This window comes from Thalassotalea profundi, from assembly GCF_014653195.1.
In the GTDB taxonomy this organism is placed as follows: Bacteria; Pseudomonadota; Gammaproteobacteria; order Enterobacterales; family Alteromonadaceae; genus Thalassotalea_B; species Thalassotalea_B profundi.
In genome coordinates this window covers 18,335-31,471 of the sequence record NZ_BNAH01000008.1, presented here as the reverse complement: position 1 = coordinate 31,471, position 13,137 = coordinate 18,335, and the positions used below count along the sequence as shown (strand labels likewise).

Sequence of the window (13,137 nt, the reverse complement as noted above, 5' to 3'; positions counted from 1 at the left end):
AAAATGAATTAACAATATGGCCATAAGCTTGTCCGATATATCTCTGCCATTAGTCCACTGTCTCAAAGAAAAAGCAGATAAAACTCTTAAGCGAGGACTAGAATATGCACCTAAACAAGCATTACTACCATTTTCACTATTACCTAAGGCCGCACAAGAGAAAGCGTTAACTTGGACAATTAATCATTTTTTTAAGGTTGAGCTAGCAGATGAAGAATTAAATTTTCTGCTCAACAAATGGTTAAAGATAACGATCACTGATGTAAATTATCATTGCTTTATAACAGTTAATGAAGCAATGAATATTCAACAATGCAAAGTGACTTTACATCAGGCTCAAGCCGAAGACGTTGCTTTTGAGGCGCATAGTGTCAGCTTATTACAATTAATGGGGCAAACTGTTGACCCTGACACACTCTTCTTTCAACGAAAATTACTAATCACTGGTGATACCGAATTAGGCTTAGAGATTAAAAATTTTTTAGATGACTTAGATCGAAGCTCTTTTCCTTATATAATTAAGCAGTTATTCCAAAAATATAAAGTATTGAGCAATTAAACGTTATACTCCAACAGACATAAAAAAAGCATTGCCTTAGCAATGCTTTTTGTTATATCAAATAAAGTATTATGCTGGTTGTTGCATAATTACACTATCTGCTTTCTTCTTATAAGCATCCATTTTATGGAAGTTTAAGTAACGATAAGTATCAGCTGCTGTTGCATCAATTTGCTTAGCATAGTTCATATACTCTTCAACTGTCGGTAACTTACCTAAAATAGCACCAACGCCTGCTAATTCTGCTGAAGTTAAATAAACATTTGCTCCTGCACCTAAGCGATTAGGGAAGTTACGTGTAGACGTAGACAATACAGTTGACTTAGCAGCTACACGAGCTTGGTTACCCATACATAGTGAACAACCAGGAGTTTCCATACGTGCACCAGCTTTACCATAAATACTGTAATACCCTTCATCCGTTAATTGATCTCTATCCATCTTAGTCGGTGGAGCAACCCATAAACGTGTAGGTAATGTACCATTAAATTTCTCAATCAATTTACCTGCTGCACGGAAATGTCCAATGTTAGTCATACAAGAACCAATAAACACTTCATCAATAGCGGTACCAGCAACATCTGATAATAATTTTGCATCATCAGGGTCGTTAGGACAACAAACAATTGGTTCTTTAATATCAGCTAAGTCAATTTCAATGACGTGTGCATATTCTGCGTCGGCATCAGCTTCCATTAACGATGGATTTGCTAACCATTCTTCCATTGCTTTAATGCGACGCTCAATAGTACGTACATCGCCATAACCTTCACTGATCATCCACTTAAGCATAACTACGTTAGATTGCAGATATTCAGCTACCGCTTCTTCTTCAACTTTAATTGCACAACCTGCAGCTGAACGTTCAGCTGAAGCATCAGACAACTCAAACATTTGCTCGATTGTTAAGCCTTTAAGACCTTCAATTTCGAGTACACGACCTGAAAACTCATTGATTTTCCCTGCTTTTTCAACGGTTAATAAACCATTTTTAATACCATAGTAAGGGATAGCATGAACTAAATCACGTAATGTAATACCTGGCTGCATTTCACCTTTAAAGCGAACTAAAACAGATTCTGGCATATCAAGTGGCATCACCCCTGTTGCAGCAGCAAATGCGACTAAGCCTGAGCCTGCAGGGAACGAAATACCTAATGGAAAACGTGTATGAGAGTCACCACCTGTACCAACTGTATCAGGCAATAACATGCGGTTTAACCAAGAGTGAATAATACCATCACCTGGACGTAACGAAACACCGCCACGATTCATAATAAAATCAGGTAAAGTGTGATGAGTAATCACATCAACTGGCTTAGGGTAAGCAGAAGTATGACAGAAAGACTGCATAGTTAAATCGGCAGAAAAACCTAAACATGCAAGATCTTTAAGTTCATCACGTGTCATTGGTCCTGTTGTATCTTGTGAGCCAACCGTTGTCATTTTAGGTTCACAATACTGCCCAGGACGCACTCCTTCAACACCACACGCTTTACCCACCATTTTCTGTGCTAATGTATAGCCTTTAGTTGATGATGTAGGGTTAACAGGGGTAGCAAATAAATCTGTAGCAGGCAAACCTAACGCTTCACGCGCTCTACCTGTTAAACCACGACCAATAATTAACGGAATACGTCCGCCTGCGCGAACTTCATCTAGTAATACTGGGCTTAATTTAAATGTTGAAATCACTTCACCTGAAGCATTTTTAACAACACCTTCGTATGGATAAATGTCAATCACATCACCCATATTCATTTTTTGAACATCTAATTCAATCGGTAAGGCACCTGAGTCTTCCATAGTGTTATAAAAAATAGGAGCAATTTTACCGCCTAAACAAACCCCACCACTACGCTTATTAGGGATACAAGGAATATCATGTCCCATATACCATAATACTGAGTTAGTCGCTGACTTACGTGAAGAGCCAGTACCAACAACATCACCTACATAAGCTAGTGGGATACCGTCTTTTTGTAATTCTTCTATTTGTTTAATAGGACCGACAACGCTATCTTCATCAGGGATAATACCCTCGCGTTCAATTTTAAGCATTGCTTTAGCGTGTAATGGAATATCAGGACGAGACCAAGCATCAGGTGCTGGAGATAAATCATCCGTATTGGTTTCACCTGTTACTTTAAATACTTTGACGGTAATTTTTTCAGCAACTTTTTCTTTTGATGTAAACCATTCTGCATCGGCCCAAGACTGCATTACTTGTTTTGCAGCCGCATTACCAGCTTCAGCTTTCTCTTGAACATCATGAAAAGCATCAAACATTAATAATGTGTGAGACAAACCTTTAGCAGCAATTGAAGATAATGCGCTATCATCTAAAAGGTCAATCATCGGCTGAATGTTATAACCACCAAGCATAGTGCCTAATAATTCTGTGGCTTTTTCTGCATTTAAAATAGGAGACTTAGCTTCTCCTTTTGTAATAGCAGCTAAAAATCCAGCTTTAACATAAGCCGCATCATCAACACCTGCAGGAACACGATTGGTTAACAAGTCTAGTAAAAATTCTTCTTCACCCGCGGGTGGGTTCTTAACTAACTCAACTAAAGCTGCAGTTTGTTCAGCATCTAAAGCTTTAGGTACGATACCTTCAGCTGCACGTTCTGCAACGTGATTACGATATTCTTGAAGCACGGCGTTCACCCCTGTGATTGATAGCGATATTAAGTCAGCAACTTAACATCAACTTTGATTAGAAAATTTTGCCTAATTATACGTGATGCGTAAAAGCATTTAAATCAATCGTATAATCACCAAATCTATAGCCATTATAATTAATATGAATACCATTTAAAATTCATACTATTAACTAACGAAATCTGGTTAACCAGCCACTTTAACTAGCAGCCACATATTTTACTGATTAGTATAAAGATAGCTTATTCTACCGCACACTCAACTTTTGCAGAAAGAGACGGAGGGATCCAATTTGGACGGGCTTTTTTGTCATCAAACGTTTCTACACCATCAATTATCTTTAAAGAATAATCATACCCTTGACACAAATTATAAGCATGCCTCAATAAAAAAGTGGCAAGCTGTGCAAAATGAGTATCATTGTGACGCAGTACTGTAATAGCGTAGCTATTTTCCGTCAGTTGATTTTGTTGAAACCGTACTTGATGATCAAAGTCCCATTCGCTTAAATTCTCTTGGTTGGTAAGCTGGGCACAACTAGCGGTTAAAACAACGAAAGTTAACCAAAACAGCAAGCGCATAAAGTACCTTAACATCTAAACAAGTAAAGTATGAGTATAACTTATATATTTGAATCCTGTGAATTTTCACTATACATTTTTACTTGATTACGTCCTGCCTTTTTAGCTAAATACAAAGCTTCATCTGCATGCTTTATATTCGCTTCAATATTAATTGAATTATCAAACGTTGCAACGCCGAAACTTACCGTAAAGTTAAGTATTGCTTTTCCTGTTGATACGACAATATTTTCAGCGGTAGTACGCATTCTTTCTGCTGAAATCACGGCGCCTTCGGCATCTGTTTGAGGTAATAACACAATAAATTCTTCACCGCCAAAACGAGCCACAACATCTTCTTCCCTCGCTTGAGATTGCAGTGCTTGTGCAAATGCAACAATCACTTTGTCTCCAGCATTATGCCCATAACTATCATTGACTTGTTTAAATTGATCTATATCACAAAGAATTATAGACATTGGAAATCGATGACGGTTTGCTGAACTAATCATGACACTTGCCTGCTCCATAAAATGTCGACGATTAAATAATCCACTTAGCGAATCAGTTATCGAATTTCTATAATGCATATCAATAACATCAGAAAATAACAGTAACATTAAGCTACCAAATAAGATGATCGTTTGTATGATCATCCAAACAAAATTAAGTGATTGATTCAAAAAGTCATCGGTAAATAAAAAATTGGGCACAATGACAAAAAATGGTAAGGGGATTAATACATACAATATGCGTTGAAATTTTTTCTCTCCCGATGAGGGATGAGATTTATCAATAAAAATATACTTTATCGCGATAATATAGATTAACAATAAGTTTATTGAGCTAACCACTTGGCGTATTTCAAAACTATTTTCAAAGATATAAAAAAGCCACACATTTAAGAAAAGAATGAGAATTAAATTTACCCAAAAATATGCATCCTGATATAAATGATTATTAGTAACATTAGCACGCCAACGCAAGCCAAATCGTAAGCTATGTAATGCAAGCGTGAAAAAGGTATTCGCTAATATTATCGACAATAAATGTGAAACAAATGGTGTTACTAATAGTGCGACATAAAAACAAGAATTTGATAAAAATAATAACGTAAAATAACGAATAGATATTTGCTGATTTTCATCAGACTTTAAAGGATTGAGTAAGAAAAATAACGTGGCTATTACACCAATGATTAGTGCAACAAATAAATAGGTGATCCCTGAAATAAGTTGATGATCCATAATTACATCGACTCAATCGCTTCGTTATAGTTTTTATTGTTAACACACTATAGTCGTATTAATGTACAAATTCTATACATAAATATGAAGAATCACTCAACTTTTCCCTTTCGATATTGATCTATGCTCTGACATAGTAAAGTGAGTTCATCTAATACACGCGATGTCATTCTATACATTTTATCGGCGTTAGGCGTTATAAATGCATTAGTTTTCACCGCAGGTATAGTTGGCCACTGTCGCCAATTTACTGTGTCACTATTATTGTGACCTTCACTCGTTGGTTGAATAATAATTTCAGGTGATTTTAAGACCACTAACTCAACATTAATTTGTGGATAATCCGTTGCGCTTTGAATGAAAGGGTTCTCTCCAGCACAAATAGCAAGTTGTTGTTGTGGCCAAGCATTATTAGCCACCGTTGTTAATGGGCGAGACCACATTTCAAAAAACACTTTAATTGGTGATTTATACTGATATTGCGCTCTAATTTTCGCTAATTTTTTTAAGTATGAATCAGCAACCACTTTCCCTTGCCGCTCTGCACCTGCGATTTTGGCAAATATTTGAATCTCTCTCGCAACATCTTCAAGGTACTCAGGTTCAGAGTAAACAATTTTAATCCCCATTTTTTCTAGTCGCGCTAAATCGTCACTCGGATTCCCTGTGCGCCATGCAATAATCACATCAGGATCAAGTGATAAAATCTGCTCAATACTTAATTTCGCATAATTTCCCACACGTGGAATTTCCTTCGCTTGTTCGGGAAAATCAGCATGATCAGTCGTACCAATAATTAAATCTCCTGCCCCTACTTCATATAACATTTCAACAATGTGTGGCGCTAAAGCAATAATACGTGGTAAATGCTGTTGACTATTTAACTGCTCAGCACCTGCCTGCTTACTCAATGATAAAAAAAATACAACAGCTAATAACAACGTTTTTGTATAGGTAAAAAAATAATGATACATAAGATTACCAATCGATTCCTTTTTGCACTTTAATGCCGTTATCAAAGGCATGTTTGATTGATTGTATCTCTGAAACGGTATCTGCCATTTCAATTAAGCGGCGATGACAAGCACGTCCAGTAACGATAACATGCTGCCCTGAAGGTCTATTAGCTAACGTTTCTAATACCTCATCTATATCTAAATAACGATACGTTAGCATGTAAGTCAATTCGTCTAGCATTACTGTATTGATTGTTTCATCAGTTAATAACTTTTTCGCTTCTTGCCATACTAATTCAGCGGCCGCTATGTCAGTTTCTTTATTTTGTGTTTCCCAGGTAAAGCCTGTTTTCATAACATAAAAAGGGACACCATGTCCTTCTAATAAATTACGCTCACCACATTCCCACGTGCCTTTAATAAATTGACATACGGCGGCTTTCAAACCATGCCCCACAGAACGTGTCACCATACCAAAGCCTGAGGTAGATTTACCTTTTCCATTACCTGTGATCACTAAAAGCAAACCTTTGTCATCAGTGGCATTAGCGATACGTTCATCAACTTTTTCTTTTAATTTTTGTTGTCTTTGTTGATGTTTCTGCGCTTTATCTAGTTCTGTCATTATTTCTTCCACCCTGTTAATAACTTTTCGATGTTGACCAAGTCAAGATGCTCTTGGCAAACATCGGCTAATTTTTCTATTGCTAATTCTTGAATGACCGCTAAGTTTTTCTGCTCGCTAACCTTTACACCACACCAATTAGCCAATGCTATTTGTGCTTGGGCACTATCAAAAACACCATGTAAATAGCACCCCGCTATTTGGTTATCATCGCTAATTAAACCATCTGTACTTTCTGAATTCTTTAACAACGCTTGATAAGAGCCGTCAATAGCTGATTGCCCTTGATGTATTTCATAACCCGATACGTCAACAGACATGCCGCCTAGTGTCATTGTAGTTGTTACATTAGTTAAGGTTTTATTAGGAAAAATGGTCGTTGAGGTAGGTAAGTAGCCTAACCCTTTACCCACTTTTAGCTGACTTTCAATCTGTTCAGGATCCAATATCTCTCGGCCTAGCATTTGATAACCACCACATATACCAAACACTTTACCGCCATAACGAAGGTGGCGCTCAATATCTTTGTCCCAACCTTGCTGCTTTATAAAATTTAAATCAGGCTGAACATTTTTACTACCTGCCAGAATGATCAAATCAGCAGTAGGTAAAGGTGTATCACTAAACTCATTAGCATAAACAAACTGCAGATCAATTTCGGGGTTTACTCTTAAAGCATCAAAATCATTATGGTTACTCATTCTTGGTGTAACAGGCACTATAACTTTTAGCTTAGCCGTAGTATCAACCTGCTGTTGTTCTACCGCATCTTCAGCAGCAATATGTAAACCATGGATATAGGGTAACACGCCAAGAACGGGCTTTTTAGTATAGTTTTCAAGCCACTCTAATCCCGATTCTAAAAGTTTGATATCACCTCGAAAACGATTAATGACAAAACCAACAACTCTATTTTGCTCTGAAGGTGATAATAACGCTAACGTGCCAACAAGGTGTGCAAAAACCCCGCCTTTGTCAATATCGGCAATAATAATTACGGGGCAATCAACCTTCTCGGCAAAGCCCATATTAGCAATATCGCCTTGTCGTAAATTAATTTCAGCAGGGCTCCCTGCGCCTTCTACAATAATACGTTCAAACTGTTCGGCTAATATTTGATGTGAATCAATAACCGCCTCAGCCACCTTTTTTTTGTACGCATGATAATCTTGCGCATCCATTGCCGACAACGCTTTACCTTGAATAATCACTTGGGCGCTAGTATCTGATTGCGGCTTGAGCAATACAGGATTAAAGTGCACTGATAAAGGTACTCTAGCCGCTTGTGCTTGAACCGCCTGCGCACGACCAATTTCCCCGCCACAAGGAGTTACCGCGCTATTCAACGCCATGTTCTGTGGCTTAAACGGCGCAACATTAAGCCCTTGTCTCGCATAAATACGACATAAGGCTGCCACAAACGTGCTTTTGCCAGCATCACTTGTTGTGCCCTGTATCATCAGGGTTTTATTCATCTTCATCACCGTTAAGCACCTGTTCTTTAACTGGCACACTAATAAATTCTTTAATAGGTCGCGCCAATTTATTTACCTCAACGTTAACATTGCTTATCGTCAAATGCGTTAAACTACCATAGGGTACTTTGTAACTTTGATACCAACCACTTTCATTAATATTATCTTTTAAAAGACAGGCAAGAATCATTCGAATAACGCCACCATGACAGACAATCAAAGTATGTGTTTCAGTATCTAGGCTATTAGAATGCTTTTGTTGTTTAATCGCTTCGAAAATACGTCGCCATTGAGTTGCAATGCGTTGATAAAATTTCGTTAATGACTCAGCTTGTGGCAACGTATTTTTACTAGGAGATTGCCAAAAGTGTTCGAGTAGTTGCCACTTAGTTGTATCTTTGTATATATCATCGAAAGGAATACCGTCAAATACACCAAAATTCATCTCTTTTAGATCATTAACGATAAATACGTTATTCAATTGTGGCCTGCTCTCATCTCTAGAAATTAAATCAGCGAGTTTTTGACAGCGCTGTAACGGAGAGCTGTATATATTATCAAACGTGATCTGAGTGTCTTTTAAGGCTGTACATATTGCATCATTCACTTCTGCTAAAACAGGAACATCAGTATCGCCATATAGCGCAGCATTACCTGAAACTATTCCATGACGGAGTAAATAAATATGCTGTTTCATTAACGCTGACTTTTCTTTAAAACAAGTGATTCTGGAGATTTAAGTGATTGCGCAATACCCGCACAAATAAAATCAACACGATCTGCTACTTTCGCGACCCCTTGATTTAACCACCCCATATGATCAACAAATAAACGATTAAGCTCACCTAATGGCACTATGCCCTGACCCACTTCATTACTCACAATCACTAGTTCCGCTTCCGACTTTACTAACCCACTAACTAAAGCCTGAACTTGTTGGTGGAGGTAGCGGTCAATTGCAATAGTGTCTTCTCGATATAAATTAGAGGCTTTTAGTAACAGGTTACTCAGCCATAATGTGAGACATTCTATAAGATAAACTTTATTCCCCGTAAGCTGTGAAATACATTCGGTTAATTCATACGGACATTCAATTAACTCCCACGGGTTATCCGCTCGTTGCTCTTGATGTAATGCTATGCGTTGCTTCATTTCATCATCAAACGCCGTTGCGGTGGCAATATATGCGATATCATCATTAGATACTTCGGCTTTCGCTATTACGCATTGTTCAGCGAAAGATGATTTACCAGAACGCGCCCCACCTATGATTAAATGAATCATAAAATGCCACCATTTATACTTAATAGCGTGTTATTAACGTAATGCTGACTAACCGCTACAATAGTTAAATAAATAAGTAATTCACTCATCTGTTGTGCAGCTCCCAGACAATCACCAGTAAAACCGCCTAAGCGTTTAATTAACCAACGCCGAAAAAGCGTGCGAAAAACAACTAATACCAAAACAATAGCGGTTGCTAAGGTTAAAAACCAAGGCTCGTTAACTAATACTAATAAAGCAAGCCCACCACTCACGACAACAATAATTAACTCACTAAGACTTTGACGGTTAGCTAATGGTTTACTTTTACTTACTGCTGAATCAACAACGTAAGTAGTATTGAAGATTAGGCTAGCGGCTAACGCTCTTGATAAGGTATAAGCTAAGATTAAGCTTGGAATGAGTAATTGTTGATTAGCAAGTGTTAGCAAGAGCGTATATTTTAATAATAATGAAAGGACTAATGTTACAGTACCATAAGTGCCAATACGGCTGTCTTTCATAATAACTAAACGTTGTTCTATCGTTGTTCCACCACCGATACCATCCGCCATGTCAGCCAAACCATCTTCATGAAATGCCCCTGTTAACAATAATGAAGCAATAACAAGTAATATAACGCTGACATTAAGAGGAAGAATAACGCAAAAAGTAAGGTAAATAGCCGATAGAAATAGTGCGATTAAAAAACCTACTAACGGAAAATAACGGTTAGCGTGGTTCATCAAATGCTCTGAATAAGGCGTCGACTTAGGCACAGGAATTCGAGTAAAAAACATAAGCGACAAGCATAATAGCCACCATTGTTTTATCAAAAGTTGTGTAATTCTTCTTGCGAAGCTGTTACTTACGTTTTGACTCACACAGTTACTCCAGCACTTTCAAAACTTGCCATATCATTGTAAAAGCTAACCGCGGCTTTTAATAATGGGAAAGCAAGTGCGGCCCCCGTCCCTTCCCCTAATCGTAATCCCAAATTAAGTATAGGTTCAGCAGCTAAATGAGTTAAGATTGCTTGATGAGCTTGTTCGTCTGACTGATGGGCGAATAGTAAATAATCTTTGCTATTCGGGTGCATTTTAACCGCTAATAACGCAGCGATACTGACAATAAACCCATCAACAAGTACTGGGGTTTTAGCTTGCGCACTTGCTAAAATAGCACCTACCATTTGCACTATTTCAAACCCACCTACTTCTGCCATTATTTCCTTAGGTGATAACGGTACTTCAGCACTTCGAGTATTGATACGACTAACAGCTTGAGTTATTAATTGTTGTTTTAATAATAACTGCTCTTGGTTAATGCCTGTTCCTTGACCTACACAGGTGTTAACAGGTAAATCTAATAACAAAGCCATAATTGCGGAAGCCGAGCTAGTATTTCCTATACCCATTTCCCCTAACATTAAAATATCACAGCCTTGCAATATTTCTTGCATTGCTATTGATGCGCCATAAGCTAAGCTTTGCTCAACTTCAGTGCCGCTCATTGCGGGCAAAGTAGCAAAATCTTGTGTGCCTGAGGCGATTCGTTGTTGATAAAAGCTATTATTATCGGGGATTTCTACGGCTTTAATCGGCTCAATAATCCCCGCATCAACAACTTTCAATACGATATCGTTAGTACGACAGAAACAATTAATAGCCGCACCGCCGGTAAGAAAATTAAGGACCATTTGTCGCGTAACTGCACTTGGTGCAATACTTACACCATGTTTGGCAATACCATGATCCGCAGCAAAAACGAGCATAGTAGGCTTATTCAAAGATATTGCAACAACAGCTTCTTCAAGTGGCTGGCTTTGAATTAAGCCTAATTGTATTGCCAAATTTTCTAACTGCCCTAAAGCCCCCGGCGGCTTGGTTTTATTATTAATTACAGTTTCTAATGCAGACAAATATTTTGTATCTAAAGGTTTAATCGTAAAATTTATCATTACATTTTTCTCATTAACATAAGGAAAAATAGGCTGCCGATCACTGAAGTTATAACACCTATCGGTATTTCTTGACCTGAAATAATCGTGCGAGCAAAGACGTCAATCCAAATAAGAAAACAACCACCAACAATGCCTGCTCCGATTAATAACTTTGCAGTAGTTAATCCAATGAAAGGACGCACAATATGGGGGATCATTAAGCCAACAAAGCCAATACCACCACAATAAGAAACAATTACGGCCGTCATGGCCGCGCAAAGTACAAGGCTTAACAAACGTAAACGATCAACATTCACCCCAAGCGTTTTCGCACTTTCATCACTGAGTAATAATGCATCAAGTTGACGAGAAAACAGTAAAGCGACAATTAAACAAACAGCAATAACTGGGAAAGACCACTGCAATGCACTGTAATCAGCACGAGATAAACTTCCCATTAGCCAAAAAATAACACGATTACTGGCAAAGGCTTCACCAAAATATAAGATAAAACTGGTAATGGCACTGAGTAGAAAAGACACCGCTACACCGGCTAAAAGTAAATGTTCAATTCTGCGCCAATTGTTGTGCATTAATACCAGCATCACAATACTGACCGAAAGCATAGCACCTAAAAAAGCGGCTACAGGCAAAGTAAACATTTGATATTCTTCAGGCAAAAATCCAGATAAGGTTGCCCCCAAGCCCGCGCCGGCAACTATGCCAAATAAATAAGGATCGGCTAGCGGATTACGGGTAACATTTTGCATTAATGCCCCTGCAGCAGCTAATGCAAAACCGGCTAAAAAGCCCATTAATACTCTCGGAAAACGTATATCAATTAAAATAGTAGAATAAATAGGACGTTCACATTCAAGTATTAAACATTCAGTGAGTTCTTTGAAACCAAGTTCAGCCGTACCAAAGCCCATAGCTAAAAACATTGAAAGCATCACAATAGAAATTAACCAAAGGCTGGCTGATAACGTAGATAGTTTAGTTTTCATTCTTTATTCCAACCGTCTTTACACATTCCCTCTTGTCTGGTTCTACAGTTAAATCCGCAAAGTTAGTGCCCGAAAAGGTAATTCGTGGTGACTCAGTAAAAGGGTTTTTATCGACAATACAATCAAGCTTAAATACTTGTTGTAAACGTTCGCGGGTTAATAATTTTTCTGGGGTGTCAATGGCAATTACTTTGCCTTCAGCCATCAACAACAGTCTATCGCAATATTGCGCAGCTAAATTTAAATCATGAATGGTGATCACTAAAGATAATTCTAGTTTATTCACTAACTCTAAAATTTGATGTTGATAAAAAACATCTAGATGATTGGTCGGTTCATCCATTATTAAGATACTTGGGCGTTGCACGATGGCACGAGCAATTAAACAGCGTTGTTGCTCGCCTCCAGATAAGGTTTTAAATATTTGCGTACTTTTCTCAAATAAATCGACTTTTTTTAGCGCCAATTCTATCAGTTGTAAATCTTCACTGTTATCACGATCAAATAAGCCTTTATGAGGAAGCAACCCCATATGAACCACATCAAAAACGGTTAAATCAAACACTGAGTCGTGGTGCTGTGCAACCACTGCAACTTTTTGGGCAATATATTTACGGTCTACATCACCGAGGTTTTTACCGGTAATCTTTATATCACCGTCACTCAATGGATAACCACGATACAGGCATTTAAGTAAAGAGGTTTTACCCGCACCATTAGGGCCAACAATGCCTAAAGTTTCTCCTTTTTTTAATGAAAAACTTATCTGGTCAACAATCTTTTTATTATCAACTTGCCAAGTTAAATTGTTAGCTTCTAGTACCATAGCCATATTGCAT

Annotated in this window: 13 protein-coding genes; 1 reads left to right on the top strand and 12 read right to left on the bottom strand. The window is 37.9% G+C overall.

The window, feature by feature from the left end; genetic code table 11:
* Window positions 1-28: 28 nt before the first annotated feature.
* Complete coding sequence (ubiT, locus tag IE155_RS10740; protein ID WP_189378262.1) at window positions 29-559, top strand: ubiquinone anaerobic biosynthesis accessory factor UbiT; 531 nt, start codon at window positions 29-31, stop codon at window positions 557-559.
* A 69-nt stretch (window positions 560-628) separates the two neighbouring features.
* Here ubiT and acnB read toward each other — a convergent pair whose 3' ends face one another.
* From acnB to IE155_RS10680, 12 genes are all read right to left on the bottom strand, one after another.
* A complete protein-coding gene (acnB, locus tag IE155_RS10735; RefSeq protein WP_189378261.1) occupies window positions 629-3,220 on the bottom strand; it encodes a bifunctional aconitate hydratase 2/2-methylisocitrate dehydratase in 2,592 nt (863 codons plus the stop codon).
* Between the two features lie 245 nt (window positions 3,221-3,465).
* Window positions 3,466-3,804, bottom strand: a complete 339-nt coding sequence (locus tag IE155_RS10730; protein WP_189378260.1) for a hypothetical protein — start codon at window positions 3,802-3,804, stop codon at window positions 3,466-3,468.
* A 41-nt stretch (window positions 3,805-3,845) separates the two neighbouring features.
* Window positions 3,846-5,030: a GGDEF domain-containing protein gene (locus tag IE155_RS10725; RefSeq protein ID WP_189378259.1), complete on the bottom strand. Its 1,185-nt coding sequence runs from the start codon at window positions 5,028-5,030 to the stop codon at window positions 3,846-3,848.
* 92 nt (window positions 5,031-5,122) lie between these two features.
* Window positions 5,123-6,004: a cobalamin-binding protein gene (locus IE155_RS10720; protein ID WP_189378258.1), complete on the bottom strand. Its 882-nt coding sequence runs from the start codon at window positions 6,002-6,004 to the stop codon at window positions 5,123-5,125.
* A gap of 4 nt (window positions 6,005-6,008) precedes the next feature.
* Window positions 6,009-6,611: a cob(I)yrinic acid a,c-diamide adenosyltransferase gene (gene cobO / locus IE155_RS10715; protein WP_189378257.1), complete on the bottom strand. Its 603-nt coding sequence runs from the start codon at window positions 6,609-6,611 to the stop codon at window positions 6,009-6,011.
* On the bottom strand, window positions 6,611-8,092 hold the full coding sequence (locus IE155_RS10710) for a cobyric acid synthase (RefSeq protein WP_189378387.1): 1,482 nt from the start codon (window positions 8,090-8,092) through the stop codon (window positions 6,611-6,613). The genes cobO and IE155_RS10710 overlap by 1 nt, the downstream gene beginning before the upstream one ends.
* On the bottom strand, window positions 8,079-8,783 hold the full coding sequence (locus IE155_RS10705) for a histidine phosphatase family protein (protein WP_189378256.1): 705 nt from the start codon (window positions 8,781-8,783) through the stop codon (window positions 8,079-8,081). The genes IE155_RS10710 and IE155_RS10705 overlap by 14 nt, the downstream gene beginning before the upstream one ends.
* Window positions 8,783-9,370: a bifunctional adenosylcobinamide kinase/adenosylcobinamide-phosphate guanylyltransferase gene (gene cobU / locus IE155_RS10700; protein ID WP_189378255.1), complete on the bottom strand. Its 588-nt coding sequence runs from the start codon at window positions 9,368-9,370 to the stop codon at window positions 8,783-8,785. Before cobU ends, IE155_RS10705 begins: the two co-directional genes overlap by 1 nt.
* On the bottom strand, window positions 9,367-10,233 hold the full coding sequence (locus tag IE155_RS10695; RefSeq protein WP_229817223.1) for an adenosylcobinamide-GDP ribazoletransferase: 867 nt from the start codon (window positions 10,231-10,233) through the stop codon (window positions 9,367-9,369). Before IE155_RS10695 ends, cobU begins: the two co-directional genes overlap by 4 nt.
* Window positions 10,230-11,309, bottom strand: a complete 1,080-nt coding sequence (gene cobT / locus IE155_RS10690) for a nicotinate-nucleotide--dimethylbenzimidazole phosphoribosyltransferase (protein ID WP_189378254.1) — start codon at window positions 11,307-11,309, stop codon at window positions 10,230-10,232. The genes IE155_RS10695 and cobT overlap by 4 nt, the downstream gene beginning before the upstream one ends.
* A complete protein-coding gene (locus IE155_RS10685; protein ID WP_189378253.1) occupies window positions 11,309-12,298 on the bottom strand; it encodes a FecCD family ABC transporter permease in 990 nt (329 codons plus the stop codon). Before IE155_RS10685 ends, cobT begins: the two co-directional genes overlap by 1 nt.
* Complete coding sequence (locus tag IE155_RS10680) at window positions 12,288-13,130, bottom strand: ABC transporter ATP-binding protein (protein WP_189378252.1); 843 nt, start codon at window positions 13,128-13,130, stop codon at window positions 12,288-12,290. Before IE155_RS10680 ends, IE155_RS10685 begins: the two co-directional genes overlap by 11 nt.
* Between the last annotated feature and the right edge of the window lie 7 nt (window positions 13,131-13,137).

Coding starts and splice junctions, on each gene's coding strand:
- IE155_RS10730 (WP_189378260.1), bottom strand. CDS start 3,804: ATGCGCTTGCTGTTTTGGTTAACTTTCGTTGTTTTAACCGCTAGTTGT.
- IE155_RS10705 (WP_189378256.1), bottom strand. CDS start 8,783: ATGAAACAGCATATTTATTTACTCCGTCATGGAATAGTTTCAGGTAAT.
- cobT (WP_189378254.1), bottom strand. CDS start 11,309: ATGATAAATTTTACGATTAAACCTTTAGATACAAAATATTTGTCTGCA.
- IE155_RS10710 (WP_189378387.1), bottom strand. CDS start 8,092: ATGAAGATGAATAAAACCCTGATGATACAGGGCACAACAAGTGATGCT.
- cobU (WP_189378255.1), bottom strand. CDS start 9,370: ATGATTCATTTAATCATAGGTGGGGCGCGTTCTGGTAAATCATCTTTC.
- IE155_RS10680 (WP_189378252.1), bottom strand. CDS start 13,130: ATGGCTATGGTACTAGAAGCTAACAATTTAACTTGGCAAGTTGATAAT.
- IE155_RS10685 (WP_189378253.1), bottom strand. CDS start 12,298: ATGAAAACTAAACTATCTACGTTATCAGCCAGCCTTTGGTTAATTTCT.
- IE155_RS10725 (WP_189378259.1), bottom strand. CDS start 5,030: ATGGATCATCAACTTATTTCAGGGATCACCTATTTATTTGTTGCACTA.
- IE155_RS10720 (WP_189378258.1), bottom strand. CDS start 6,004: ATGTATCATTATTTTTTTACCTATACAAAAACGTTGTTATTAGCTGTT.
- cobO (WP_189378257.1), bottom strand. CDS start 6,611: ATGACAGAACTAGATAAAGCGCAGAAACATCAACAAAGACAACAAAAA.